Here is a 26,606-nt window from a genome sequence, read left to right on the forward strand (position 1 = left end):
CCGTTCTCCTGCACAGAAATGATCCGGTCCATTTCCCGTGCCCCCAGGGGCAGTTGTGCCCACCGCTCCGCCTTCGCAAGGGTGATCGCGGCCATCTGGACGGGGCGTGGGCCGTGGACTAGCTTCCCCCGCCATGAGGCGCTTGGGGAACACGCGACGCACGACACGACCGGCACGGGCGGGACGTACGAGGAGGGTGGCGGCGCTGGGGACGGTCTGTGTGGCGGTGCTGGCCGCCCTGACGGCCGTACCCGCGCAGGCGCGGGAGTCAGGGCCCGGGGCGCCGCACTGGGAACTCAAGGACAGCGGCACCGAGGACGTGCGGTTCCGCGGCCTGTCGGCCGTGAGCCGGGACACCGCCTGGGTGTCCGGAACCCGGGGCACCGTCCTGCGCACCACGGACGGCGGGGCCACCTGGCGCGACGTCTCCCCGCCGGGTGCCGCGGAACTCCAGTTCCGGGACATCGAGGCGTTCGACGCGCGCCGGGCCGTGGTGCTGGCCATCGGGGAGGGGGAGGCGTCCCGTGTCTACCGCACCGACGACGGCGGGGCGACCTGGACCGAGTCCTTCCGCAACACCGACGCCAAGGCCTTCTACGACTGCCTCACCTTCTTCGACCGCCGCCACGGCCTGGCGATGAGCGACCCGGTCGACGGCACGTTCCGCATCCTGTCCACCCGGGACGGCGGGCGCTCCTGGACGGTGCTGCCGAGCGGGGGGATGCCGGCCGCGCAGGACGGCGAGGCCGGGTTCGCGGCCAGTGGCCAGTGCCTGGTCAGCTCCGGGCCGAAGGACGTCTGGCTGGCCACGGGCGGGGCCGCACGCGCGCGTGTGCTGCATTCGGACGACCGCGGGCTGACCTGGACGGCCACCGACACGCCGGTCCCGGCGGGCGACCCGGCCCGCGGTGTGTTCGCGCTCGCCTTCCGTGACCGTACGCACGGTCTCGCGGTGGGCGGCGACTACCGTGCGGACCAGCCCTCACCGCGGGCCGCCGCGCGCACCGCCGACGGCGGCCGCACCTGGCTGCCCGCCGCCGAACCGCCGCCCGCCTACCGCTCCGGGGTCGCCTGGCTCCCGCACAGCCGCAGGGCCGCCCTCGCGGTCGGCCCCACGGGCACCGACCTGACCACGGACGGCGGCCGCACCTGGCGCACGGTGGACACGGGCTCGTACGACACCGTGGACTGCACGGCCGACCTGGGCTGCTGGGCCTCGGGCGAGAAGGGGCGGGTGGCCCGGCTGGAGCGGTGACGCGCGCCGGTATGCCGCATGTGCCCGCCGAGGTGGGCACCCGTCCCTCCGGACGTGAGAGGGGGACGTGAGAGGAGTGAGCGACATGCCACGCGGGTCCAGCCCCAAGCGGGAGCGCCAGTACGAACACATCAAGAAGAGCGCGCAGGACCGCGGCGAGAGCACCGGGCGGGCCGAGGAGATCGCGGCCCGCACGGTGAACAAGGAACGCGCCCGGTCCGGCGAGTCGAAGACCGCGAGCCGCACCTCGGTCCGGGACATGTCGTCCGGCGAGCGGGGCGGCAGGCGGTCCGGCAAGGGCTCCCAGGGTCCCACGTACGACCAGCTGTACGAGGAGGCCAGGAAGCGGAACATCCAGGGCCGTTCGGACATGAACAAGCGCCAGCTCCAGCGCGCGCTGGCCGGAAAGAAAAGCTGACCGCCGGGCCGGCCCGGCCGCGTACGCTCGTCACACCATGACGACGACCGTACGCATCCCCGAAGGCTGGCCCGCCACCGAGGAGCACGCCCGTGCCGTGCAGGACGAACTGCGGCAGCGGGTGGTGCTCGACGAGCCCGGTCCGCCGCCGGGCACGGGACGGGTGACCGGTGTCGACGTGGCCTACGACGACGAGCGGGACGTCGTGGCCGCGGCGGCCGTCGTGCTGGACGCGGCGACCCTCGACGTCGTCGCCGAGGCCACCGCCGTCGGCCGGATCTCCTTCCCGTACGTCCCGGGTCTGCTCGCCTTCCGCGAGATCCCCACGGTGCTCGCCGCGCTCGACGCCCTGCCCTGCCCGCCCGGCCTGGTGGTGTGCGACGGCTACGGCCTTGCCCACCCCCGCCGCTTCGGCCTCGCCAGCCACCTCGGCGTCCTCACGGGCCTGCCCACGATCGGCGTCGCCAAGAACCCCTTCACTTTCACGTACGACGATCCGGGCCCCGAGCGAGGCGCCTCCTCGCCGCTCCTCGCGGGCACCGAGGAGGTCGGTCGCGCCCTGCGCACCCGGAAGACGGTCAAGCCGGTCTTCGTCTCCGTGGGCCACCGAACCACCCTCACCAACGCCTGCGCCCACACCCTGACCCTGACCCCGGAGTACCGCCTCCCGGAGACGACCCGCAGGGCGGACGCGCTGTGCCGCCGGGCGCTGCGGGAGGCGACACAGGGGCGGAGCCCCCTGGCCGACCGCGCGGCCGCCGACCCCGAACGGAGCTGGGGCCGTTCCCTGTTCGAGCGCCAGCCCCTGCCCGTGGCCTGGGCGGGGCGGGTGCTCGCGGCAGCGGCGGAGGGCCCGGGCCGGACCCCGGAGATCGAGGCCGCGCTGGAACTGGCGGGCGACCGCGAGCAGTGGCACCGGGGACGCGAGGTGTTCGAGCTGGTCCGCGCGCGGGGGCTCCCGTTCGGGGCGGACCCGACGGAGGAGCAGCGCTTGCTGGTCCGCCTCGCGGAGCTCGTGGGCAAGGTCGCCCACAACGAGGCAGGACCCCCTCCCTTGTTCGACCATCACGCGGGCTGGCAGATCGGTCCCCTCGCCGTCCGTCTCGCCGGCGTCGCGCACGATGTGTCCGTACGGGACCGGATCGCGGAGGCGCTGGGGGACTGGCCGCCCGGGGACTGGCCGCCCTCCGGGCTCACCGACTGAGCGCGACGGCCGAGCACGCCTCCCGAGTACGTCCCATGAGTAAGTCCTGTGAGTACGTTGTCTGAGTATCCGTACGGATGTGGTCGCCCCGCCGTGATCGGCAGGCTGTTGCGCATGACGACACGTCGCGCCCCGCAGCCCCTGTCCGACCCGAACCGTCCCGTCGAGCGTGCCGTGACGGCCGCGCTGGTTCTTGCCGTGGTGGCGGGAGTCGCCTGGATCGGCGGGATGATCCTCACCGTGGCCGGGTGGACCCTTTAGGGCCGGGTCACCGGCCCACCGCAAGGCCGGTTCAGCGGCTTGCCGCCACCCGGAACGTGATCCCCGCCCCGCGCAGCCGCTCCGTGAGCGCGTCGCCCATGGCGATCGCCGTCGTGACCTGGCCGGTCGTCGGCGGCAGGTCGTCGAAGGCCAGCGACAGCGCCGCCTCGGCGAACATCTTCGCCGTCTCGTCGTATCCCGGATCGCCTCCCGCGACCTCCGTGAAGACCCGCCGGCCGCCGCCCTCGCCGACGAAGCGGACCCGGAACCAGCTCTTCGCGCGCTTCTCGGCGCTCGGCCCCTCACCGGGCTTGAGCCGGTCCGACAGCCAGCGCCGCGCGGGCGGCAGCTGGGCGGCGACGGCGATCCCGCCCACGGCCGCCACTCCGCCCACCGCGATCGGCAGGTGCTTGACCGCCGCGTAGTGCCGGTAGCGGAAGTCGGGGCCGTACCGCTCCAGCGCCTTGGCGGACCGCCGGACGATCTGCGGGTCGATGGTCGGCAGGGGCAGCGCCCAGGCGCCGACCTCCTTGGCGAACCGCGGAGCGCCCGTCGGAGCGGAGGCCCGCCGTCCCACCAGCCGCGGCTCGTGCCGCCCCCGGTCGCGCGCTGCGGCCAGCATCTGGGGCCCGCGTGCGAACTGGCCGAGCGCGGAGGCGAACGTGCCGCCCGAGAAGGTGGCGTCGGCGGTCACGAACCCGTCCACCGTCAGCGGCACGCCCTCCGGCAGTTGCCGGACCGTGAAGTACGCGCCCAGGTCGTGCGGCACCGAGTCGAACCCGCAGGCGTGCACCAGCCGCGCGCCGGTCTCACGCGCGCGTGTGTCGTGCCGGACGTACATCAGGTCCACGAACTCCGGCTCACCCGTGAGGTCGACATAGTCCGCCCCGGTGTCCGCGCAGGCCGCGACGAGTTCCTCGCCGTACAGCACATAGGGGCCGACCGTCGTGGCCACCACGCGCGCGTGCTCCGCGAGTTCGCGCAGCGAGGCCGGGTCGGCGACATCCGAACGCAGCACGCCGACCCCGGCACCGCCGGGCAGCCGCTCCCGCAGCTCCTGCAGCTTGCGCTCGCTGCGCCCCGCGATCGCCCAGCGCAGCCCCTCGGGCGCGTTCGCGGCGAGATACTCCGCCGTCAGCGTCCCGACGAAGCCGGTGGCTCCGAAGAGCACGATGTCGTACGGACGATCCGTCCTGTTCAGCCTGCTCATGACACCCCTCGGTCCCGCAGTACGCGCCGTTGTCGGTGGCCGAGGCTAGCGTGAGGAGTGCGGAGCCCGACGACGAGCCCGGAGGTATGCGGTGACCGTGCCCAAGAATGCCCTGAAGAAGTGGGAGAAAGTGCGCGAGTACGCCCTCGGCCTGCCGGGCGCCACCGAGGAGCATCCCTGGGGCGAGACCGTCGCCAAGGTCAACAAGAAGGTGTTCGTCTTCCTCGGCGTCGACGACGGCAGCTACCCGCTCGGCGTCACGGTGAAGCTCAAGGACGAGTCCGCGCACGCCCACGCCCTGACGCTGCCCGGCGCCGAGCCCGCCGGGTACGGCCTGGGGAAGGCCGGCTGGGTCAGCATCTCGCTGGAGGAGAAGGGCGCCCCGGCGGCCGAGCTGCTGTGCGACTGGGTTGAGGAGAGCTACCGCGTGATCGCCCCCAAGCGGCTGATAGCGGAGCTGGACGGGCACTGAGCGGCAGATTGCGGCCGATCGTGGCCAGAATTGGCTAAGCGCTTGCTCGTCCAGGTCTTGTGCCTGGTGGAACACGTTCCTAGCATCATCGGTGTTACAGCAGTTGTGTCACGATCCTGGGGGCTGCATGGCAGCGGCAAAGACGCCTGGACACGGCCCGCTCACCGGCGTGCGCGTCGTCGAGCTGGCCGGCATCGGGCCCGGCCCGTTCGCGGCCATGCTCCTCGCCGACCTCGGCGCCGACGTCGTCCGCGTGGACCGGCCCGGCGGCACCGGACTCGCGGTCAACCCCGACTTCGACGTCACGAACCGCAACAAGCGCTCGGTGATCGTCGACCTGAAGTCCCCGGACGGTGCCGCCCGCGTCCTCGGCCTCGCCGACCGCGCCGACATCCTCATCGAGGGCTACCGCCCCGGCGTCGCCGAGCGCCTCGGCGTCGGCCCCGAGGCCTGCCACGCCCGCAACCCGCGGCTCGTGTACGGCCGGATGACCGGCTGGGGCCAGGAGGGCCCCCTCGCCCACCGCGCCGGACACGACATCGCCTACATCGCGCTCACCGGCACCCTCGGCATGATCGGCCGCCCGGACGAGCCGCCGGCCGTCCCCGCGAACCTGCTCGGCGACTACGCCGGCGGCTCGCTCTACCTCGTCGTCGGCGTCCTCGCCGCCCTGCACCACGCACGCGCGACCGGCACCGGCCAGATCGTCGACGCCGCCATCGTCGACGGCACCGCCCATCTCTCGGCCATGATCCACGGCATGCTCGCCGCCGGCGGCTGGCAGGACCGGCGCGCCGCCAACCTCCTCGACGGCGGCTGCCCCTACTACGGGACCTACGAGACCGCCGACGGCCGGTACATGGCGGTGGGAGCGCTGGAGCAGCAGTTCTACGAGGAGTTCCTGGATCTCCTCGGCATCGAGGACCAGGCCGCCGCCCGCAAGGACTGGACGCGCTGGGGCGAGCTGCGCGAGGCGGTCGCCGCCCGCTTCAAGTCCCGTACCAGGGACGAGTGGACCGCCGTCTTCGAGGGCTCCGACGCGTGCGTGGCCCCCGTGCTGTCGCTCGGCGAGGCCCCGCACCATCCGCACCTCGCGGCCCGCGGCACCTTCACCGACCACGGCGGCATCACCCAGCCCGCCCCCGCGCCCCGCTTCTCCGAAACCCCGGCGGGAGTCCGCACCGGCCCCGCGCAACCCGGCGCCGACACGGCCGACGTGGCCCGCGACTGGGACGTACCCGACCTCATGAAAGGCCCTGAATGAAGCGGCAGATCTTCGCAGCCGAGCACGAGGCGTTCCGCGCGACCGTGCGCAGCTTCCTGGCCAGGGAGGTGCTGCCGTACTACGAGCAGTGGGAGAAGGACGGCATCGTCTCCTGCCACGCCTGGCGCGCCGCCGGCAAGCAGGGCCTGCTCGGGATCGCCGTCCCCGAGGACTACGGGGGCGGCGGCACCGACGACTTCCGCTACAGCGCCGTACTGGCCGAGGAGTTCACCCGCGCCGGCACCCCCGGACTCGCCCTCGGGCTGCACAACGACATCATCGGCCCGTACCTCACGAGTCTGGCCACCGACGAGCAGAAGCGGCGCTGGCTGCCCGGCTTCTGCGACGGCTCACTGGTCACGGCCATCGCCATGACCGAGCCCGGCGCCGGATCCGACCTCCAGGGCATCCGGACGCACGCGGCGGACCGGGGCGACCACTGGCTGCTCAACGGCGCCAAGACGTTCATCTCCAACGGCATCATCGCCGACCTGGTGATCGTCGTGGCGAGGACGACGCCCGAGGGCGGCGCGCGCGGCCTGTCCCTGTTCGTCGTGGAGCGCGGTATGCCCGGCTTCGAACGCGGCCGCAACCTCGACAAGATCGGCCAGAAGGCGCAGGACACGGCCGAGCTGTTCTTCCACGACGTGCGCGTGCCGAAGGAGAACCTGCTCGGCGAGCTCAACGGCGCCTTCGGACACCTGATGACGAACCTCGCCCAGGAGCGCCTGAGCATCGCCGTCTCCGCGATCGCCGCCGCCGAACACCTGGTGGAGATCACCACCCAGTACGTCAAGGAGCGCGAGGCCTTCGGCCGCCCCCTGTCCACCAAGCAGCACGTCCGCTTCGAGATGGCCGAGATGGCCACCGAGTGCGCGGTCACGCGCGCGTTCCTCGACCGCTGCATCGAGGAGCACGCGAGCGGCGGGCTCGACGCCGTGCACGCCTCCATGGCCAAGTGGTGGGCGACCGAGCTGCAGAAGCGGGTCGCCGACCGCTGTCTCCAACTGCACGGCGGCTACGGCTACATGACCGAGTACCCGGTGGCCCGGGCCTTCACCGACGGCCGCATCCAGACCATCTACGGCGGGACCACCGAGATCATGAAGGAGATCATCGGCCGGTCCCTCCTGGGTTAACCCTCCGCGAAAGGCTTTCCAGTGAGCACCGAAGCGTACGTGTACGACGCGATCCGCACCCCCCGCGGCCGCGGCAAGGCGAACGGAGCCCTGCACGGCACCAAGCCCATCGACCTGGTCGTCGGACTCATCCACGAGATCCGCGCCCGCTTCCCGGGCCTGGACCCGGCCGCGATCGACGACATCGTCCTCGGTGTCGTGGGTCCGGTCGGCGACCAGGGCTCCGACATCGCCCGGATCGCCGCCGTGGCCGCCGGGCTGCCGGACACGGTGGCCGGCGTACAGGAGAACCGCTTCTGTGCCTCCGGCCTGGAAGCCGTCAACCTGGCCGCCGCGAAGGTCCGTTCGGGCTGGGAGGACCTGGTCCTCGCGGGGGGTGTCGAGTCCATGTCCCGGGTCCCGATGGCCTCGGACGGCGGCGCCTGGTTCAACGACCCCATGACGAACCTGGCCGTCAACTTCGTGCCGCAGGGCATCGGCGCGGACCTGATCGCCACCATCGAGGGCTTCTCCCGGCGGGACGTCGACGAGTACGCGGCCCTGTCGCAGGAGCGCGCGGCCACGGCCTGGAAGGAGGGCCGGTTCGACCGGTCGGTCGTCCCGGTGAAGGACCGCAGCGGCCTCGTCGTCCTCGACCACGACGAGCACATGCGCCCGGGGACGACCGCCGACTCCCTCGCCAAGCTGAAGCCGTCCTTCGCGGACATCGGCGACCTGGGCGGCTTCGACGCCGTGGCGCTGCAGAAGTACCACTGGGTCGAGAAGATCGACCACGTCCACCACGCCGGCAACGCCTCCGGCATCGTCGACGGCGCCTCCCTCGTCGCCATCGGCTCCAAGGAGGTCGGCGACCGTTACGGCCTGACCCCGCGCGCCCGGATCATCTCCGCCGCCGTGTCCGGCTCCGAGCCGACCATCATGCTCACCGGGCCCGCCCCGGCGGCCCGCAAGGCACTCGCCAAGGCCGGCCTGACCATCGACGACATCGACCTCGTCGAGATCAACGAGGCCTTCGCGGCGGTCGTGCTGCGCTTCGTCAAGGACATGGGCCTGTCCCTGGACAAGGTCAACGTCAACGGCGGCGCGATCGCCCTCGGCCACCCACTGGGCGCGACCGGCGCCATGATCCTCGGCACGCTCGTCGACGAACTGGAACGCCAGGACAAGCGGTACGGCCTCGCCACCCTCTGCGTGGGCGGCGGCATGGGCATCGCGACGATCGTCGAACGCATCTGAATCCCCGGCGGAATCCGGACCCGAGAGACTTCAACGGAGACCCTGTCATGACCGAGAGCACCACCATCCGCTGGGAACAGGACGACACCGGCGTCGTCACCCTCGTCCTCGACGACCCCGAGCAGTCCGCGAACACCATGAACCAGGCGTTCCGCGACTCCCTCGCCGTCATCACCGACCGCCTGGAGGCGGAGAAGGACAGCATCCGCGGCATCGTCTTCACCTCCGCCAAGAAGACCTTCTTCGCCGGCGGCGATCTGCGCGACCTCGTCCGGGTCACCCCCGAGACCGCGCAGGACCTGTTCGACGGCGGCATGGCGATCAAGCGCCACCTGCGCCGCATCGAGACCCTGGGCAAGCCCGTCGTCGCCGCGATGAACGGCGCGGCCCTCGGCGGCGGCTTCGAGATCGCCCTCGCCTGCCACCACCGGGTCGCCCTCGACGCGCCCGGCTCGAAGATCGGCTGCCCCGAGGTCACGCTCGGTCTGCTGCCCGGAGGCGGCGGCGTCGTGCGTACCGTCCGCCTGCTCGGCATCGCCGACGCGCTGCTCAAGGTGCTCCTCCAGGGCACCCAGTACAGCCCGCGGCGCGCGCTGGAGAACGGGCTCGTCCACGAGGTGGCCGCCACCCCGGACGAGATGATCGCCAAGGCCCGCGCGTTCATCGACGCCAACCCCGCCTCGCAGCAGCCCTGGGACAAGCCCGGCTACCGCATCCCCGGCGGCACACCCGCCAACCCCAAGTTCGCGGCGAACCTGCCCGCCTTCCCGGCCAATCTGCGCAAGCAGACGAACGGGGCGCCCTATCCCGCCCCGCGCAACATCCTCGCCGCGGCCGTCGAAGGCTCCCAGGTCGACTTCGAGACCGCGCAGGTCATCGAGGCCCGCTACTTCGTGGAACTGGCCGCCGGCCAGACCTCGAAGAACATGATCCAGGCCTTCTTCTTCGACCTCCAGGCCGTCAACTCCGGCGCCAACCGGCCAAGGGGCGTCGAGCCGCGCCAGGTCCGCAAGGTCGCCGTGCTCGGTGCCGGGATGATGGGCGCGGGCATCGCCTACTCGTGCGCCCGCGCGGGCATCGAGGTCGTCCTCAAGGACGTGTCCCAGGAAGCCGCCGCCAAGGGCAAGGGCTACTCCGAGAAGCTGTGCGCCAAGGCCGTCTCCCGCGGCCGTACGACGCAGGAGCAGGCGGACGCGCTGCTCGCCCGCATCACGCCCACGGCGGACCCGGCGGCCCTCGCGGGCTGCGACGCGGTCATCGAGGCGGTCTTCGAGGACACCTCGCTCAAGCACAAGGTGTTCCAGGAGATCGAGCACATCATCGAGCCGGACGCGCTGCTGTGCTCCAACACCTCCACCCTGCCGATCACCGTGCTCGCCGAAGGCGTGGAGCGCCAGGCCGACTTCATCGGGCTGCACTTCTTCTCACCGGTCGACAAGATGCCGCTCGTCGAGATCATCAAGGGCGAGCGGACCGGCGACGAGGCGCTGGCCCGGGCCTTCGACCTGGTCCGGCAGATCAAGAAGACCCCGATCGTCGTCAACGACTCGCGCGGCTTCTTCACCTCGCGGGTGATCGGGCACTTCATCAACGAGGGCGTGGCGATGGTCGGCGAGGGCATCGAGCCCGCGTCCATCGAACAGGCGGCGGCGCAGGCCGGCTACCCCGCCAAGGTGCTGTCCCTCATGGACGAGTTGACGCTCACCCTGCCGCGCAAGATCCGCAACGAGTCCAGGCGGGCCGTCGAGGAGGCCGGCGGCACCTGGCACGGACACCCGGCCGAGGCGGTCATCGACCGCATGGTCGACGAGTTCGGCCGTACGGGCCGCAGCGGCGGCGCGGGCTTCTACGAGTACGGGGAGGACGGCAAGCGGGCGGGCCTGTGGCCCGGCCTGCGGGAGCACTTCAGCCGTGAGGGTGCGCAGATCCCCTTCGAGGACATGCAGGAACGCATGCTGTTCTCCGAGGCGCTCGACACGGTCAAGCTCCTCGAAGAGGGCGTCCTGACCTCCGTCGCCGACGCCAACATCGGCTCGATCTTCGGCATCGGCTTCCCGGGCTGGACCGGCGGCATCCTCCAGTACATCAACGGCTACGAGGGCAGCGCCCGGGTAGGTGCGGGCCTGCCCGGCTTCGTGGCGCGCGCCCGTGAACTCGCCGAACGCTACGGCGAGCGCTTCACGCCGCCGGCGCTGCTGGTGGAGAAGGCGGAGAAGGGGGAGCGGTTCGCCGACTGAGGCCGGCCCGTCCGGCGGGTTGGGGACGAGGCTGTTGAGAGCCGAGCCGGAGGCGGCGTGACGCCGAGCGTCACGCCGCCTCCGGCTCGCGCGCGCCCGCTGGTGATCGGTGAATGAACGGCAGAGATAGGGCCGTTCGACGTATTGCCAGGGGGCGGCACAGGCGCTGAACCTGACGGCACTCGGCCGAAACGCCCAGGGGGGTCCGTCATGCCGTATCCGCGTTCTGCCCTGCGAAGACTTCTTGCTGTCACGTCCGCCTGCGTCCTGAGCGGCACCGCCGTGCTGGCGCTCGCTCCGGTCGCCGGCGCCGAACCGTCCACACCCGTCGCCTATCCGTCGGGCGCGACCGCCACCCGGTACTCGGGTCTCGCCTTCGACGCCTGCACGGCACCGCCGCTCTCCACCGTGCAGGCATGGAACGCTTCGCCGTACCGTGCGCTCGGCGTCTATGTCTCCGGCGTCAACCGCACCTGCGCCCAGCCCCAGTTGACCGCATCGTGGGTCGCCTCCGTGTCGAAGCTGAAGTGGCGTCTGATCCCCATCCACAAGGGCCTGCAGCCGCCCTGCGGGGCCCGGCCGACCGACGCGAAGATCAGCACGAGCCCGGCGACCGCCCGGTCGCAGGGCACCGCGGCGGCCCAGCAGGCGGTCACGGCGGCCAAGGCCCTCGGCATGCTGCCGGGCAGCGCCCTCTACAACGACATCGAGCACTACTCCCAGACCGAAAGCGTATGCCGCACCGCCGTGCTGACCTACGTCTCCGCCTGGACCAAGGAACTGCACCGGATCGGCTATGTCTCCGGCGTCTACATGAACCTCAACCTCGGCGCCAAGCAACTCGCGGACGTCTACACGTCGACGACGTACGCCCGTCCGGACGCCCTGTGGATCGCGCGCTACGACGGCGTCGACTCCCTCAAGGGCTGGGCCGGCATCGCGGACTCCAAGTGGGCCGTCCACCAGCGGGCCAAGCAGTACCGCGGCAGCCACGACGAGACGTACGGCGGTGTCACCCTGAACATCGACAACGACCGTCTCGACGCTCCCGTCGCCACGGTCGCCCACCCGTACAAGGTGACCAGCACCACCCCGCTCAACGCCCGCACCGGTCCGTCGACGAGCTACCCGGTTTCCGGGACCCATGCGCCCGGCTCGTCCGTCAAGGTCGTCTGCCAGGCACCGGGATCCAAGGTCGGCACCACGTCCGTGTGGGACAAGCTGAGCAACGGCAGTTATGTCTCGGACCACTACGTCAGCACGCCGTCCGGTACCGGCTACAGCGCGCCCCTGCCCCGCTGCACCTATCCGTACCAGGTGACCGCCGCGGGCGGCCTGACCGAACGAAGCGGCCCCGGCTCCGGGTACACGGCCGTCGGCACCTCGCCGAACGGGGCGCTGGCCTGGGTCACCTGCCAGCGCGCGGGATCGACGGTGGGCGCCACGAAGGTGTGGGACCGGCTGGACAACGGGCACTACGTGTCGGACCACTACGTGGCCACGCCGAGCAGCACCTCGTACAGCAAACCGGTTCCACGCTGCTGAGCTGCCGTCGGAACCGACATGTCAGGCGGGCCGGCGCACCTGTGACGCACTGACCCACTCACGCAGCTCCTCCTTCAGGGACCGCTGGAAGGTCGTCAGCAGTGCCTGCACGACCAGCGGGTGCATGTGCTCCGACAGGGACCTCACGTCCCGCGCGTCCCGCTGGCCCACCTCCCCGCGGAAGAGCTGCGACAGTTCGTGTGCGGCGGCGCGCGAGTGCTCGATGAGCACCTTGCGCGCCGCGAGAATCGCCTGCTGCGACAGCGGTACGTCCAGAAGCTGGACGCCGAGCCGCAGCAGACCCATGTCGACCTGGTACGAGCCGTCCTCCGCCCGGACCACCCCCATCGCGCCCAGCCGCTCGATCTCGTCGTCGCCGAGCGCCCGCCCCGCCCGCCGCTCCAGCTCCTCCCGTGCCACGGTCTCCACGGCCTCCGGCGCCCAGGAGGCCACCACCGCCCGGTGGATGGCCAGGTCGTGGGCGCTCAGGCCGGCCGGCAGCTGCTGCAGATAGCGCTCGATGGCCGCCAGCGTCATGCCCTGCCGCTGCAGCTCCTCGATCAGCTCCAGACGGGCCAGATGCTCCTGCCCGTAGTGCCCCACCCGCCGCGCACCGATCACGGGCGGCGGCAGCAGCCCCTTGGTCCCGTAGAAACGAACGGTACGAACCGTGATACCCGCCCGCGCGGCCAGCTCGTCGATCGTGAGGGACGGCTCCCCGGTGTCGTTCGTCATGTCCAGCAGTATCGCTGTCTCACCATCGCTGTGAAACCTGTGAGTGACACAGCTGCACATGTCGGCGTACGGTCAGGGCGGCGCACCCCAAGGGGCGCGCGACCATGGGGAGGGGCGGAGTTGAGTCGGGGCGTGGATGTTCTTGTGCTGGGTGGTGCGGGGGTGGACACCATCGTGCAGGTGCCGGAATTGCCGCTTCCGTATGCCGACAGTTACATGATCGACTCCGGGATCCGGGCCCGTGCCGGGCAGACCGGTGACTTCGTGGCCCTCGGACTGAGTGCCCTCGGTCTGCGTACGCACCATCTGGACCTGATCGGCGACGATCCCGAGGGCGACCTCGTCCGTGCGCTGCACCGTGACCGTGGCATCGCGCTGACCGCCGTCCCCCAGCCCGCCGGCACCAAGCGTGCGGTCAACCTCGTCGGGCCGGACGGGAGGCGGCTGTCGCTCTACGACACGAGTCGCACCCGCGCGGCGGACCGGCTTCCGGTGCCCGTCGTCCGCGCCCTGGCCGAGTCGAGCCGCCATGTGCACGTCTGCATCACCCAGCCGTGCGCCGACATGCTGCCCGTCCTGCGCGAGGCCGGAGTCACCGTTTCGACCGACCTGCACAACTGGGACGGTCACAACCCGTACCACGAGCCGTTCGCGCACGCGGCCGACGTCGTCTTTCTCTCCGCCGCCGCCCTCACCGACCCCGAGCGGACCATGCGCCGTATCGCCGAGCGCGGCCGGGCCGAGGCCGTCGTCGCCACCGCCGGTGCCGAGGGCGCGTACCTGCTGGCCGGCGGCGAGCTGACCCGTGTACCGGCGGTGACACCGCCCGCGCCGGTCGTCGACTCCAACGGCGCGGGCGACGCCTTCGCGGCCGCGTTCCTCTTCGGCCGCCTCAGCGGTGAGCCACCGCAGCGCTGCGCCCTGTACGGCGCGGTCGCCGGCGCCCACGCCTGCACCGTGCCGGCGACCCGGACCGACGCGCTGGCCCGGGACGAACTCCTGTCCCGGGTCGACGGGTTGGAGTCGTCCCCGGCCTTCTCGCGTTAGGTCACCGCTCCGGGTGCTCGTGCACGCCGTTCGTCGCCGCGATCTTCTTCCAGGACTCCGGCCGACCGGGCGCACCCTTCGTTCCCGGGTCCCGGGTCGAGATCGAGGCGCCCCGGGCGGCGGAGACGCCGGGCTTCGACGGCTGGAACAGCCACGTGTCGAAGAACGCCGCCAGCGGCCTGCCGGACACCTCCTCCGCGTACGCCCGGAAGGCGGCGACCGAGGCGTTGCCGTAGGCGTACTTCCGCGGCCAGCCCTTGAGCAGGGCGAAGAACGCGTCGTCGCCCACCTCGTTGCGCAGCGCCTGGAGGGCCAGCGCACCCCGGTCGTAGACGGCGAGATGGAACTGGTTGTCCGGCCCCGGGTCGCCCGGCTTCACTGTCCAGAACGCGTCGTCGGCCGGGTGCGAGGCGTACACGTGGTCCGCGAGCTCCTGCGCCGTGCCCTCACCCTCGTGCTCGGACCACAGCCACTGCGCGTACCGTGCGAAGCCCTCGTTGATCCAGATGTCCTTCCAGCCGGCGACGGACACGAGATCGCCGTACCACTGGTGGGCCAGTTCATGGACGACGACGGACACGTTGGAGCCGTTCGCGAACTGCCGCGGGCTGTAGAACGGCCGGGTCTGCGTCTCCAGCGCGTACCCGGTCGTGGTGTTCGGCACGTACCCGCCGAGCGCGTTGTACGGATACTTCCCGAAGTATCCGCTCAGCCAGTCGGCGATCTCCCCGGTCCGCTCGACACTCGCCCGCGCCGCGCCGTAGTTGTCGCCGAGGTCCTTGCTGTACGCGTTGATCACCGGGACACCGCTGTCGGTCCTCCCCGTGGTGATGTCGAACTTCCCGACCGCGAGCGTGGCGAGATAGGTCGCCTGCGGCTTGTTGGACCGCCAGTTGTAGCGGGTCCAGCCCAGCCGGGAAACCGTCGACTGCAGTGTGCCGTTGGAGATGGCCTGAGTGCCGTCCGGCACGGCCACCGACACGTCGTAGGTCGCCTTGTCGAGCGGGTGGTCGTTGCTCGGGAACCACCACCAGGCCGCCTCGGGTTCGTTCGCCCCGATGCCGCCGTCGGGGGTCCGGTGCCAGCCGGTGAAGCCGTACGCCTGCTTGGTGGACGGCACTGCGCGGTAGCGGACCACGACGGTGACGGCCGTGCCCTTGGGCAGCGGCGTCCTGGGCGTGATCTCCAGCTCGTGCTCGCCCGAGGCCCGGAACGCCGCCTCGGCGCCGTTGACCCGCACCTCGCCGACGTCCAGCACGAAGTCCAGATTGAACCGGGACAGATCCTGCGTGGTCCGGGCCAGCAGGGTCGCCGTGCCCTCCAGTTCGTCGGTGGCCGGCTGGTACTTCAGCCGGAGGTCGTAGTGGGAGACGTCGTATCCGCCGTTGCCGTAGGCCGGGTAGTAGGGGTCGCCGATGCCCGGCGCACCGGGGGAGTAGCTCGCCGCCGAGGCCGGGATCGCCAGCAACAGGGTGGCCGAAGCGAGTGCGCCCGGCGCGATGATTCTGCGGTGCACGAAAGCTCCAAGTCGTAGGGGCACATGGGCTGTTCCGGAGCCTATTGAGTCCCTGTGTCCCGGGACGTGTCCACGGCCGCGCCTGTCACACGATCGCCATTCAGCCGTCTTGAGTGACCCCGTCCCAAGGCCCTGCACGGTTCACACGCACGTCCGATTTCCCTCTTCTGCACGGGAGTTGACCGATGTACCGTCCGCGCATGCCGAAACGCATGCGCCTCACGACCTGGAGACCGCTCGCGACGGCGGCGATCGCCGCCCTGACGGCCGCACTCCTGACCCCCGCCGCGGCCCACGGCGCCCCGCGCGAGAGCCGGCCCGTCTACTCGTACGACAACGCGATCCGCGAGGCCGTCTGGGTGGCCACCGGCCTAGACGGCGACGGCGACGGGAAGACCGACCGGGTCGCCGTCGACATCGTCCGCCCGCGCGAACCCGCCCAGCAGGGCCGCAAGGTGCCCGTCATCATGGACGCCAGCCCCTACTACTCCTGCTGCGGGCGCGGCAACGAGAGCCAGAAGAAGACGTACGACGGGGGCGGCAACGTTGTCCGGATGCCGCTGTTCTACGACAACTACTTCGTGCCCCGCGGCTACGCCTTCGTCGGCGTCGACCTCGCCGGCACCAACCGCTCCGACGGCTGCGTGGACGTGGGCGGCCGCTCCGACATCCGGTCCGCGAAGGCCGTCGTCGACTGGCTGAACGGCCGAGCCAGGGCCTACACCACCCGCACCGGCACGGTCCGCGCCAAGGCGGCCTGGACCAATGGCAGAACCGGGATGATCGGCAAGAGCTGGGACGGCACGATCGCCAACGGAGTCGCGGCCACCGGAGTGAAGGGCCTGAAGACCGTCGTCCCGATCAGCGCCATCTCCTCCTGGTACGACTACTACTTCGCCAAGGGCGCACCCCTGTACGACTCCGGCCCCGACTGGCTGTCCGACTACGTCGACAGCCCCGATGCCCGCGCCAGATGCGCCGCCGTCCAGCGCAGGCTCGTCGACGAGGCCCCGCGCACCGGCGACTGGACGTCGCTGTGGACCGAGCGCGACTACGTCAGGGACGCGGGCAAGGTGAAGGCGAGCGTGTTCGCGATCCACGGCCAACAGGACCTCAACGTTCGGATGAAGCACCTCGGCCAGTGGTGGGACGCCCTCGCGCAGCACGGTGTCGAGCGCAAGATCTGGCTCTCCCAGACCGGCCACGTCGACCCCTTCGACTTCCGCCGCGCCACCTGGGTCGACACCCTGCACCGCTGGTTCGACCACGAACTGCTCGGCTACGACAACGGCATCGACCGTGAGCCCATGGCCGACATCGAGCGCCACCCCGACCAGTGGATCACCTCGAAGGTCTGGCCCCCGCGCGGCACGGCCACCACGACCCTGCGCCCGGACTCGGGCCCACAGCCCGGCGTCGGCACGCTCGGCCCGAACAGGGGCACCGGCACCGAGACCTTCACCGACGACCCGCAGCACGGCGAGACGGACTGGGCCGCACGGATCGACACCTCCACGCCCGACAAGGCCGGCTTCGTGACCGTTCCGCTCACCCGCGGCCTGCGCCTTTCCGGCTCCTCCGAGGTCAAGGTCACCGCCACCCCCACCACCTCGACGGCGCACCTGTCCGCCGTCCTGGTCGACCTCGGCCCCGACACCATCCGCGACTACGCCGCGAGCGGCGAGGGCATCACCACGCTCACCGACCGCACCTGCTGGGGCGCCAGCAGCGCGGGCGACAGCGCCTGCTTCAAGGACACACGGGCCAGGACCGCCGACGTCGACCACACGGTCGTCAGCCGCGGCTGGGCCGACCTCGGCAACCACGCCTCCGACGCGAAGGGCGTCCCGCTCACCCCGGGCAAGGCGTACACCATCACCCTGGACCTTGCGGCCACCGACCATGTCGTCCCGGCCGGCCACCGCCTGGCCCTGATCGTCGCGGGCACCGACAAGGACCTCATCGACCCGCCGTCCAGCCCGCCCACGCTCACGCTCGACCTGTCCCGTACGTCGGCCCGTGTGCCGCTGGTCGGCGGGGCGCCGGCGTTCGCCCGGGCCACCGCGGGCCCGGCGTCCGCCGCACCGCGGGCCACGCCCCTCGACGGGGTCCAGGCGCCGGGCACGGTCCACCGGATCCCCGGAGGGAGCCGGTGAGCGCCTTCCCGACGCCGGGCCGCTGACCCGTTCAGCCGGAGGAGGCGGCCAGGTCCGCCGCCTCCTCCGCACAGCCCCAGGCCACGGTCACGCCCGCGCCTCCATGGCCGTAGTTGTGCACCAGCACCCGTCCGTCCGGCAGCGGTTCGCGCTCCAGCCGGACCGAGTCCCGCACCGGCCGCAGCCCCACCCGGTGCTCCAGGATCCGCGCCCCGGCGATCTCGGGCCGCAGCGCCGCGCACCGCCGTACGATCGCCTCGGCCACGGACGGATCCGGCACCGTCGACCACACGCCCTCCTGCGCCGTGCCGCCGAGCAGCAGCCGGCCCGGCTGCGGGAAGAAGTAGGCCATCTCCCCGGCGGCGTCGGTGGAGACGAGCCAGGTGCGCATGCCGGGGTTCTCCACGACGACCAGCTGTCCCCGCACGGGACGCACCGACGTGTCCGGCACGAGCTCGCGGGCGCCCAGCCCCGTGCAGTTGACCACGACCGGCGCGTCCGCCTCCGCGAGGCCGGACACCGTGCGCTGCTCGACCGAACCGCCCGCCGCGAGGAACCGCTCCCGCAGCCATCGCAGATGGACGGGCATGTCGATGAGCGGTAGCCGCGCCCACACCCCGGTGCCCGTGTACTCCCGCGCCGTCGACGCCCGAAGCCCCCGCACCCGGCCCGCCGTCCACGCCTGCGCCCCGGCAGGGTCGGCCTCGCCCAACACCCCTTCGACCATGCGTACGCCGGTCCGCTCGGGCCGTGCGGCCAACTCCTCGTACACGTCCAGGGAGCGCAGTGCCCAGGTGCGCGCGAGCGCCACCGGCTCGATCCGGTACGGCCACCACAGCGCACCCGCGACCGCCGAGGTGGTCCGCTCGACGGGATCCCGCGTCCACACGCGCACCCGGACGCCCCGCTCGGCGAGGACCATGGCCGTCGTCAGCCCGATGATCCCGCCGCCGACCACGACGACCTCGCCGCCCTGCCCACTGTCCACGCGCCGACGCTAGCGGAATGTGCCGTGTCGTGCGCGGACCGGGCCCGATGTGGGAATACTCCCCGTATGTCTGCCGCATACGCGACCTTCGCCCTGGCACCGGCGATGCGTGCCGGTGGAGTCCTCGCAGGCGGTGACTACCAAGTCCACCGGGACTTCGTGGACTTCATCGTCGACGGACGCCCGCTGCTGTTCCGGCTCTCCGACCTCGATGCCGTCTCCCCGCTCGCCTCCGACGTCCCGCCCGCGATCTTCACCGCCCAGGTCCGCAGTCTGCTGCTGGAGACGGAGGCACCGCTGCCCGGCGGCCGCTACGTCGTCTACGGCTGCCCCGAGTGCGAGGACCTGGCCTGCGGCGCCGTCACGGCGGTCATCGCGCGCGACGGCGACGACTACATCTGGCGGGACTTCGCCTGGCAGACCGACGAACAGGCCGACCTGCACCTGAGCGGCTACCACGGCATCGGCCCCTTCCGGTTCCGGGGGACCGAGTACCGCGCGGCACTGGCCTCCCTGCTGGACGGCGACGGGAGCGGCGCCCGCCGCCGGGTCCTGCTGATCGGCGCCCGCGTCGCCGTCCTGGCCAAGCTCGCCGCCGCGCTGCGCGGCATCGGCATCGGCGCGGACATCGCCCATGACGCGAACGACGTACCCGCCGAGGAACTGCGTGCCTACGGCGCCGTCGCCTTCGGCCGCGCCGTCCCCCAGGCGGAACGGGACGCGGTACGCCGCTCCTTCGAACGCGCCGGTGTCGACGTCGCCCATGTCGACGGCCTCGCCCCGATCGTTCCTCTCCTCGTCGCCCAGATCCAGCACGCCCTGGACCGCAGCCCCCTGGAGAGACGCCGGCTGGCCGGGCTGGTGGCCGCCGACGGCGAGGCGGGCGTCGAGGTCACCGCCCCGTGCCGGGTCCGGCTCACCGCGTACCGTCTCGACCGCCTCCACCGCACCCACACCCACGAGATCTTCGACGGCGTCCTGGAGGCCGGACACCACCGCATCGCCCTCGACGCCGAGGCGGTGAAGGGCGAGGCCTTCGTGGTGGCCCGCACCTTTGGAAGCGTGCTGGTGGAGGCCGTGTCACGGTGAATACCGGGACACCGCCGCGCCGGGGCGACCGTTAGGATCGGCGCTCTGATGACTGCCACCCTCGTCGCCAAGAACCTCGCCGCCGGCCACGGCGACCGCTCCCTGTTCACCGGGCTCGACCTCGTCGTCGCACCCGGTGAGGTGATCGGCCTCGTCGGGGCCAACGGAGCCGGCAAGTCCACGCTGCTCAGGCTGCTCGCCGGACTGGCCGCACCGGAGGAGGGGGAGCTGCGGCTGTCCCCGCCCACAGCGACCGTCGGGCATCTGCCGCAGGAGCCGGAGCGCCGGCCCGGCGAGACCGTACGGGCGTTCCTCGCCCGCCGTACCGGAGTCGCCGAGGCCCAGCGGGCGATGGACGAGGCCACCGAGGCACTCGTCGACGGAGCACCCGGCGCCGACGACGCGTACGCGACGAGCCTGGAGCGCTGGCTCGGGCTCGGCGGCGCCGACCTGGACGAGCGTGCCGAGGAGGTCGCCGACACCCTGGGCCTGGCCGTGGGCCTGGACCAGCCGATGACCTCGCTCTCCGGCGGGCAGGCGGCCAGAGCCGGACTGGCCTCACTGCTGCTGTCCCGCTACGACGTCTTCCTGCTCGACGAGCCGACCAACGACCTCGACCTGGACGGCCTGGAACGGCTCGAACGCTTCGTGAGCGGCCTGCGCGCCGGGACGGTCGTCGTCAGCCACGACCGCGAGTTCCTCACCCGCACGGTCACCAAGGTCCTCGAACTCGACCTGGCCCAGCGGCAGATCAACCTGTACGGCGGCGGCTACGCGGCCTATCTGGAGGAGCGGGAGGTGGCCCGTCGGCACGCCCGCGACGGCTACGAGGAGTACGCCGACAAGAAGGCGGCGCTCCAGGACCGGGCGCAGATGCAGCGCGCCTGGATGGACAAGGGCGTCAAGAACGCGCGCCGAAAGTCGGGCAACGACAATGACAAGATCGGCCGTAAGTTCCGCAGCGAGGCCAGCGAGAAGCAGGCCGCGAAGGCCCGGCAGACCCAGCGCATGATCGAACGGCTGGAGGTCGTCGAGGAGCCCCGCAAGGAGTGGGAGCTGCGCATGGAGATCGCGGCGGCGCCGCGCTCGGGCGCGGTGGTCGCCACGCTCCGGGACGCCGAGGTGCGCCACGGCGACTTCGTGCTCGGTCCGGTCTCGCTCCAGATCGACTGGGCGGACCGGGTGGCGGTCACCGGAGCCAACGGCGCCGGCAAGTCGACCCTGCTCGGCGCGCTGCTGGGCCGCGTTCCGCTGGACGCCGGCTCGGCAGCGCTGGGCCCTGGAGTCCTGGTCGGTGAGGTCGACCAGGCCCGGGGGCTCTTCCATGGTCCGGAGTCCCTGCTGGACGCCTTCTGCGCGGCGGTGCCGGACACCGAACCGGTCGAAGTGCGTACGCTCCTGGCCAAGTTCGGGCTGAAAGCGGACCATGTCCTGCGCCCGGCGGCCACCCTCTCGCCGGGCGAGCGCACAAGGGCGGCGCTTGCTCTCCTTCAGGGCAGGGGTGTCAATCTGCTCGTCCTGGACGAGCCGACCAACCACCTGGACCTTCCGGCGATCGAACAGCTGGAGTCGGCCCTCGACAGCTACGAGGGCACGCTGCTCCTCGTCACCCACGACCGGCGGATGCTGGACGCGGTGCGGGTGACACGGCGCCTGGAGGTGGCGGACGGCAAGGTGACGGAACGGTAGGCGCTCCGCTGGGTGCGGTCGCCGTCTGCGGGTGCGTTGTGGCTGGTCGCGCCCGCGCGGCGGAGCCGCACATCCACACAGCCCCGCGCCCCCGAGGGGGCGCTTCCGTCACCTTGGCCGTGTCGTACCCGACTACCGCCGCTTGGGGTCCAGCAGTCCCGCTCGTCGCAGGGCGTCGGCCATCGCGCTGTTGGCGGGCGGGGGTGCCTGGCGGGAGCCGCCGCCGTCACGGCCCTGACGCTGCTGGCGCTGCTGCGGCGGACGCCCGCCGCGCTGCCGGCGCTCGCCTCCGCCGCCCTGCTGACCCTGCGGGGCGGCCTCGTCGTCGAGGCGCAGGGTCAGCGAGATCCGCTTGCGCGGGATGTCGACGTCCAGCACCTTCACCTTGACGATGTCCCCGGGCTTGACCACGTCCCGCGGATCCTTCACGAACGTCCTCGACATCGCGGAGACATGCACCAGGCCGTCCTGGTGGACGCCGACGTCCACGAACGCCCCGAAGGCGGCCACATTGGTGACCACGCCCTCCAGGACCATGCCGGAGGCCAGGTCGGAGATCTTCTCCACGCCCTCCTTGAAGGTGGCCGTCTTGAAGGCGGGCCGCGGGTCGCGTCCGGGCTTCTCCAGCTCCCTGAGGATGTCGGTCACCGTCGGCAGACCGAACGTCTCGTCCACGAAGTCCCCCGGCTTCATCGAGCGCAGCACGCTCGTGTTGCCGATGAGCGCGGCCACCTCCTGCCCGGCGGTCTTCACCATCCGCCGCACCACCGGGTACGCCTCCGGGTGCACGCTGGAGGCGTCCAGCGGGTCGTCGCCGCCGCGGATCCGCAGGAAGCCCGCGCACTGCTCGTACGCCTTCGGACCGAGCCGCGCCACGCTCTTGAGCTGGGTGCGCGAGGTGAAGGGGCCGTTGGTGTCGCGATGCGCCACGATGTTCTCGGCGAGCCCCGAGGTGATGCCGGAGACCCTGGCGAGCAGCGGCGCCGACGCCGTGTTGACGTCGACCCCCACGCCGTTCACACAGTCCTCCACCACCGCGTCCAGCGAACGCGACAGCTTCACCTCGGACAGGTCGTGCTGGTACTGCCCGACGCCGATCGACTTGGGGTCGATCTTCACCAGCTCGGCGAGCGGATCCTGGAGCCGGCGCGCGATCGACACGGCGCCGCGCAGCGACACGTCCATGTCGGGCAGCTCCTGCGAGGCGAACGCGGAGGCCGAGTACACGGAGGCGCCCGCCTCGGAGACCATCACCTTGGTGAGCGTCAACTCGGGGTGCCTGGTGATGAGTTCACCGGCGAGCTTGTCCGTCTCCCGGGACGCCGTGCCGTTGCCGATCGCGATCAGTTCGACCGCGTGCTCCTTGGCGAGGCTTGACAGCTTGGCGATCGCCTCGTCCCACTTGTTGGCCGGGACATGCGGATAGATCACGTCCGTCGCCACGACCTTGCCGGTCGCGTCGACGACGGCGACCTTCACACCCGTACGGAACCCGGGGTCCAGCCCCAGCGTCGCGCGCGTGCCGGCGGGGGCGGCGAGCAGCAGGTCACGGAGGTTCGCCGCGAACACGCCCACGGCCTCGTCCTCCGCCGCCGTCCGCAGCCGCAGCCTGAGGTCGATGCCGAGGTGCACCAGGAGGCGGGTGCGCCAGGCCCAGCGGACCGTGTCCTTGAGCCACTTGTCGGCGGGACGCCCGCGGTCGGCGATCCCGAACTTCACCGCGACGATGCCCTCGTACGACGACGGCCCCTCCGTCGGCTCCTCCGGCTCCAGGACGAGGTCGAGGACCTCCTCCTTCTCGCCGCGCAGCATGGCGAGGATGCGGTGCGAGGGCAGCTCGGTGAACGGCTCGGCGAAGTCGAAGTAGTCGGCGAACTTGGCGCCCGCCTCCTCCTTGCCGTCCCGCACCTTGGCGGCCAGCCGGCCGCGCACCCACATGCGCTCGCGCAGCTCGCCGATCAGGTCGGCGTCCTCCGAGAACCGCTCGGTGAGGATCGCCCGCGCGCCGTCCAGGGCGGCCTGCGGATCGGCGACCCCCTTGTCGGCGTCGACGAACGCGGCGGCCGCGGCGAGCGGCTGCACGCCCGGGTCGCCGAGCAGCCCGTCGGCGAGGGGTTCGAGCCCGGCCTCGCGCGCGATCTGCGCCTTGGTGCGCCGCTTCGGCTTGTACGGGAGGTAGATGTCCTCGAGCCGGGCCTTGGTCTCGGCCGCGCGGATCTGCGCCTCCAGCTCCTCGGTGAGCTTGCCCTGCTCGCGCACGGAGTCGAGGATCGCCGTCCGCCGCTCCTCCAGCTCCCGCAGATAGCGCAGCCGCTCCTCGAGGGTGCGCAGCTGCGCGTCGTCGAGCATCTCGGTCGCTTCCTTGCGGTAGCGGGCGATGAAGGGCACCGTCGAACCGCCGTCGAGCAGTTCCACGGCGGCCTTGACCTGCCGCTCCCGTACGCCGAGCTCTTCGGCGATCCTGCCTTCGATGGACCCTGCTCCGAGGGACCCGGGTGTGGTCACGATCCCGTACCGCCTTCTCACTGAGGTTGCGCGGTAATTGTGGCAGGTGGCACCGACAACCGGGGATCAAGGGCGGCACACGGCGGGCCGGGCGGCGGAATCAGGCCCTGCGGCTGCGCGTGGAGCCCGAGGCCCCGCCGAAGAGCCTGGCCAGCATCCGGAAGGGCAGCGTCACCACGGTGGCGACGGCCGCGCCGATCTGCCGCAGAACATCTGCAATCGCACGGAACACGAACTTCCCCTTTCCTCTCCCGGCCCCCGTGGCCGGGAGAGACCCGGGTACCTCAGCTGCCCGGCGGCATGCTCGCCGTGCGACCGCGAGTGCCGTGCCGGCGAACGCCAGGTGCTCGTACGGTGCACGGTCCCTTCGGTCCGTCGCCCGCTCGATCTCCTCGCGCAGCGCGACGCCCTGCCCGGCGACGACCACGCCCAGGCCGTACAGCTGGCCACGGAGTACGACCCGCAGCCGCCCTACGACGCCGGGTCGCCCACGGTCCAGGTGAAGCTGGGCTGCCTGCGCTCCAGGAACGCGGCGACCCCCTCGGCGGTGTCGCCGCTGCCGCGTGCCTGCTCCGCCCAGTACGCGTCCCGGTCCGTGCGCCCGCCCGCGAACTCCTTCACGGCGGCCTGCGTCAGCTGCGAACGGGACACCAGCACGCGGGTGAACTCCCCGACCCGCTTGGCGAGTTCGCCCTCGGGCAGCACCTCGTCCACCAGGCCGGTCCGCAGCGCGCGCTGCGTGTCGATCAGCTCGCCCGAGAACAGCAGGTACTTGGCGGCGGCCGGGCCCACCAGCGACACCAGCCGCCGGGTGGAGGAGGCCGGATACACGATCCCGAGCTTCGCAGGCGTCACCCCGAACAGCGCACCCTCCTCGGCGAACCGCAGATCGCAGGCCGCCGCGAGCTGCGACCCGCCGCCCACGCAGTGCCCGCGGATCGCCGCCACCGTCGGCTTCGGGAACGCGGCGAGCGCCTCCTCCGCCCGCACGGCCAGACCCTGCGCCTCGTCCGGTGATCCCTGGAGTGCCGAGATGTCGGCCCCCGCACAGAACGTGCCGCCCTCCCCGGTCAGCACCAGGGCCCGTACGTCGGGATCGGCAGCCAGTGTGTCGAGGAGCGGTGGCAGCGCCCGCCACATGGCGGCCGTCATGGCGTTGCGCTTGGCCGGATGGTGGACGACGACGGTGGCCACCGAGTCGGTGACGCCGTGCAACAGCTGGGGCTCCATGCGGCGGATGCTATCCGTCCCCGTTCCGGCGGGCGTCGCCGCCCAACCCGTACAACCCGAAGAGTGCGCCGAGGCGGCACAACAGGGCAGGAATCAGTCCCACAACTGACCGTGTCATACGCCAATGGTCAGAAACGCTCGATACCAGCTGACTTCTGGTCAGGTATCCGGCACGGAGCGGGTCGTTACCAACACTCGACGTGTGGTGACAATCGAGCGCAAGGGTGGAGACCGGACGATGGACAACCATGGGCGCGGGCCCGCCCCACGCCCAGCAGGCGGCGCAGACGAGCCCCTCGTACCGACGCCGCCGGATCCGCTGCCGTACGAAGGCGTGTGGCGGTTCACCGCTCCCGCCGTCGACGCCTCGGTCCCGCAGGCCAGGCATGCCGTGCGGGACCTGCTGCACCGCCAGGGCGTACCGGTCTCGGACGATCTGGTCCAGGGGCTCCTGCTGATCGTCTCGGAGCTGGTGACCAACGCCGTGAAGCACGCGGCGCTGCTCTCACCGATGCTCGCCGTGGAGGTCGCCGTCGGCGCCGAGTGGGTGCGGGTGTCCGTGGAGGACAACCACCCCTACCGCCCGACCGCCCTGGAGGCCGACCACGGCCGGACCGGCGGCCGCGGACTGCTGCTCGTGCGCGAGATCACCCGGGAGGCGGGCGGGGCGTGCGATGTGGAGCACACCCCGAGCGGCGGCAAGGTCATCTGGGCAGCGCTGCCGCTCAAACCCACGCGGGTCCTCTGAGGCCCGTCACCACCCGGCCGACGGGCCCGTCAGCTCCCGCACCGCGGGACGGGCCGCGTCCAGCACCGTCATGAACCACGACGAGAAGGTGTCCTTCGCATGCCGTTCCACGAGCTCGGCCGAGGTCACGAGGGCCGTCGCGCCGACCTCCTCCGGGTCCGGCCGGGGCGGGGTCTGCACCAGCCCCACGAACAGATGGTTGTACTCCTGCTCTACCAGACCGGAGGCCGGGTCGGGGTGGTTGTAGCGGACCGTGCCCGCCTCGGCGAGCAGCGAAGGGGAGACTCCCAGCTCCTCGTACGTCCGCCGGGCCGCCGCCGCGAACGGCGACTCACCGGGGTAGGGGTGGCCGCAGCAGGTGTTGGACCACACACCGGGGGAGTGGTACTTGCCCAGGGCGCGCTGCTGGAGCAGCAGCCGGCCGCGCTCGTCGAAGAGGAACACGGAGAAGGCGCGGTGCAGCTGCCCCGGCGGCTGATGGGCGGCGAGCTTCTCCGCGGTGCCGATCGTCACGCCGTTCTCGTCGACCAGTTCCAGCAGAATCGCGTCCGCGGTGCCGTTCGACGAACTGTGCTCCGCCGCGGCAGGTGTGATCGGCATACCCATCCTTCGCATCGGTCTTCGCGCCCCAAGTCTGCCGTACGAATCCGGCACTCCCGGCA

General features: G+C 71.8%; 22 protein-coding genes and 2 pseudogenes. 16 read left to right on the forward strand and 8 right to left on the reverse strand.

The window, feature by feature from the left end; genetic code table 11:
* Positions 1–196: 196 nt before the first annotated feature.
* The 4 genes and pseudogenes from F7R91_RS20220 to mmpA all read left to right on the forward strand — a co-directional run bounded on the left by F7R91_RS20220 (position 197) and on the right by mmpA (position 3,138).
* A complete protein-coding gene (locus F7R91_RS20220; protein ID WP_150950474.1) occupies positions 197–1,255 on the forward strand; it encodes a WD40/YVTN/BNR-like repeat-containing protein in 1,059 nt (352 codons plus the stop codon).
* Between the two features lie 85 nt (positions 1,256–1,340).
* Positions 1,341–1,673 (forward strand): plasmid stabilization protein, encoded by a 333-nt coding sequence (locus F7R91_RS20225; RefSeq protein ID WP_150950475.1) that lies wholly within the window; start codon positions 1,341–1,343, stop codon positions 1,671–1,673.
* A gap of 37 nt (positions 1,674–1,710) precedes the next feature.
* A pseudogene (locus F7R91_RS20230) lies at positions 1,711–2,397 on the forward strand (endonuclease V); the annotation flags it as partial.
* Positions 2,398–2,991: 594 nt separating this feature from the next.
* Positions 2,992–3,138 (forward strand): morphogenic membrane protein MmpA, encoded by a 147-nt coding sequence (mmpA, locus tag F7R91_RS20235; RefSeq protein WP_191971559.1) that lies wholly within the window; start codon positions 2,992–2,994, stop codon positions 3,136–3,138.
* A gap of 31 nt (positions 3,139–3,169) precedes the next feature.
* Here the strand turns inward: mmpA and F7R91_RS20240 are convergent, their stop codons facing one another.
* On the reverse strand, positions 3,170–4,348 hold the full coding sequence (locus tag F7R91_RS20240) for a saccharopine dehydrogenase family protein (RefSeq protein ID WP_150950477.1): 1,179 nt from the start codon (positions 4,346–4,348) through the stop codon (positions 3,170–3,172).
* A 91-nt stretch (positions 4,349–4,439) separates the two neighbouring features.
* Between F7R91_RS20240 and F7R91_RS20245 the strand changes: the two genes are divergently transcribed.
* The 6 genes from F7R91_RS20245 to F7R91_RS20270 all read left to right on the forward strand — a co-directional run bounded on the left by F7R91_RS20245 (position 4,440) and on the right by F7R91_RS20270 (position 12,241).
* Positions 4,440–4,820 carry an MmcQ/YjbR family DNA-binding protein gene (locus F7R91_RS20245; RefSeq protein ID WP_150950478.1) on the forward strand — a complete coding sequence of 127 codons (381 nt, stop codon included), beginning with the start codon at positions 4,440–4,442 and terminating at the stop codon, positions 4,818–4,820.
* Between the two features lie 127 nt (positions 4,821–4,947).
* Positions 4,948–6,084 (forward strand): CaiB/BaiF CoA transferase family protein, encoded by a 1,137-nt coding sequence (locus F7R91_RS20250; RefSeq protein WP_150950479.1) that lies wholly within the window; start codon positions 4,948–4,950, stop codon positions 6,082–6,084.
* Positions 6,081–7,223, forward strand: a complete 1,143-nt coding sequence (locus F7R91_RS20255; protein ID WP_150950480.1) for an acyl-CoA dehydrogenase family protein — start codon at positions 6,081–6,083, stop codon at positions 7,221–7,223. Before F7R91_RS20250 ends, F7R91_RS20255 begins: the two co-directional genes overlap by 4 nt.
* A 21-nt stretch (positions 7,224–7,244) precedes the next feature.
* Complete coding sequence (locus F7R91_RS20260) at positions 7,245–8,459, forward strand: acetyl-CoA C-acetyltransferase (RefSeq protein WP_150950481.1); 1,215 nt, start codon at positions 7,245–7,247, stop codon at positions 8,457–8,459.
* Between the two features lie 47 nt (positions 8,460–8,506).
* Positions 8,507–10,696 carry a 3-hydroxyacyl-CoA dehydrogenase NAD-binding domain-containing protein gene (locus F7R91_RS20265; RefSeq protein ID WP_150950482.1) on the forward strand — a complete coding sequence of 730 codons (2,190 nt, stop codon included), beginning with the start codon at positions 8,507–8,509 and terminating at the stop codon, positions 10,694–10,696.
* 210 nt (positions 10,697–10,906) lie between these two features.
* Entirely contained in the window at positions 10,907–12,241 is a 1,335-nt protein-coding gene (locus F7R91_RS20270; RefSeq protein WP_150950483.1) for a glycoside hydrolase domain-containing protein, read from the forward strand.
* Between the two features lie 21 nt (positions 12,242–12,262).
* Here the strand turns inward: F7R91_RS20270 and F7R91_RS20275 are convergent, their stop codons facing one another.
* Positions 12,263–12,976, reverse strand: a complete 714-nt coding sequence (locus F7R91_RS20275) for a MerR family transcriptional regulator (RefSeq protein ID WP_191971560.1) — start codon at positions 12,974–12,976, stop codon at positions 12,263–12,265.
* A gap of 120 nt (positions 12,977–13,096) precedes the next feature.
* Here F7R91_RS20275 and F7R91_RS20280 point away from each other — a divergent pair, with 120 nt between their 5' ends.
* Positions 13,097–14,023 (forward strand): PfkB family carbohydrate kinase, encoded by a 927-nt coding sequence (locus F7R91_RS20280; RefSeq protein ID WP_150950485.1) that lies wholly within the window; start codon positions 13,097–13,099, stop codon positions 14,021–14,023.
* 1 nt (position 14,024) lies between these two features.
* Here the strand turns inward: F7R91_RS20280 and F7R91_RS20285 are convergent, their stop codons facing one another.
* Complete coding sequence (locus F7R91_RS20285; protein ID WP_191971561.1) at positions 14,025–15,539, reverse strand: M1 family metallopeptidase; 1,515 nt, start codon at positions 15,537–15,539, stop codon at positions 14,025–14,027.
* Positions 15,540–15,739: 200 nt separating this feature from the next.
* Between F7R91_RS20285 and F7R91_RS20290 the strand changes: the two genes are divergently transcribed.
* Positions 15,740–17,695: a Xaa-Pro dipeptidyl-peptidase gene (locus F7R91_RS20290; RefSeq protein WP_150950487.1), complete on the forward strand. Its 1,956-nt coding sequence runs from the start codon at positions 15,740–15,742 to the stop codon at positions 17,693–17,695.
* Between the two features lie 31 nt (positions 17,696–17,726).
* On the opposite strand, the gene F7R91_RS20295 is transcribed toward F7R91_RS20290, so the two are convergent.
* Positions 17,727–18,617: an FAD-dependent oxidoreductase gene (locus F7R91_RS20295; RefSeq protein WP_230989800.1), complete on the reverse strand. Its 891-nt coding sequence runs from the start codon at positions 18,615–18,617 to the stop codon at positions 17,727–17,729.
* Between the two features lie 132 nt (positions 18,618–18,749).
* On the opposite strand from F7R91_RS20295, the gene F7R91_RS20300 reads away from it, so the two are divergent.
* Both F7R91_RS20300 and F7R91_RS20305 read left to right on the forward strand, forming a co-directional pair.
* On the forward strand, positions 18,750–19,772 hold the full coding sequence (locus F7R91_RS20300; protein ID WP_150950489.1) for an oxidoreductase: 1,023 nt from the start codon (positions 18,750–18,752) through the stop codon (positions 19,770–19,772).
* Between the two features lie 48 nt (positions 19,773–19,820).
* Positions 19,821–21,461 carry an ABC-F family ATP-binding cassette domain-containing protein gene (locus tag F7R91_RS20305; protein ID WP_150950490.1) on the forward strand — a complete coding sequence of 547 codons (1,641 nt, stop codon included), beginning with the start codon at positions 19,821–19,823 and terminating at the stop codon, positions 21,459–21,461.
* A 132-nt stretch (positions 21,462–21,593) separates the two neighbouring features.
* On the opposite strand, the gene F7R91_RS20310 is transcribed toward F7R91_RS20305, so the two are convergent.
* Complete coding sequence (locus F7R91_RS20310) at positions 21,594–23,966, reverse strand: Tex family protein (protein ID WP_150950491.1); 2,373 nt, start codon at positions 23,964–23,966, stop codon at positions 21,594–21,596.
* 100 nt (positions 23,967–24,066) lie between these two features.
* Complete coding sequence (locus F7R91_RS43830; protein WP_269144750.1) at positions 24,067–24,198, reverse strand: LPFR motif small protein; 132 nt, start codon at positions 24,196–24,198, stop codon at positions 24,067–24,069.
* 183 nt (positions 24,199–24,381) lie between these two features.
* Between F7R91_RS43830 and F7R91_RS42805 the strand changes: the two are divergent.
* Positions 24,382–24,456 (forward strand): annotated as a pseudogene (locus F7R91_RS42805) (DJ-1/PfpI family protein); the annotation flags it as partial.
* Here the strand turns inward: F7R91_RS42805 and F7R91_RS20325 are convergent.
* A complete protein-coding gene (locus tag F7R91_RS20325) occupies positions 24,438–25,196 on the reverse strand; it encodes an enoyl-CoA hydratase/isomerase family protein (protein WP_150950493.1) in 759 nt (252 codons plus the stop codon). The pseudogene F7R91_RS42805 and the gene F7R91_RS20325 overlap by 19 nt on opposite strands.
* Before the next feature lie 238 nt (positions 25,197–25,434).
* On the opposite strand from F7R91_RS20325, the gene F7R91_RS20330 reads away from it, so the two are divergent.
* Positions 25,435–25,944 (forward strand): ATP-binding protein, encoded by a 510-nt coding sequence (locus tag F7R91_RS20330; RefSeq protein WP_150950560.1) that lies wholly within the window; start codon positions 25,435–25,437, stop codon positions 25,942–25,944.
* Positions 25,945–25,950: 6 nt separating this feature from the next.
* Here F7R91_RS20330 and idi read toward each other — a convergent pair whose 3' ends face one another.
* Positions 25,951–26,544, reverse strand: coding sequence for an isopentenyl-diphosphate Delta-isomerase (gene idi, locus F7R91_RS20335; protein ID WP_150950494.1), 594 nt, complete (start codon positions 26,542–26,544; stop codon positions 25,951–25,953).
* Positions 26,545–26,606 lie beyond the last annotated feature (62 nt).

The sequence above is a fragment of the Streptomyces luteolifulvus genome (assembly GCF_008806595.1).
Taxonomy (GTDB): Bacteria; Actinomycetota; Actinomycetes; order Streptomycetales; family Streptomycetaceae; genus Streptomyces; species Streptomyces luteolifulvus.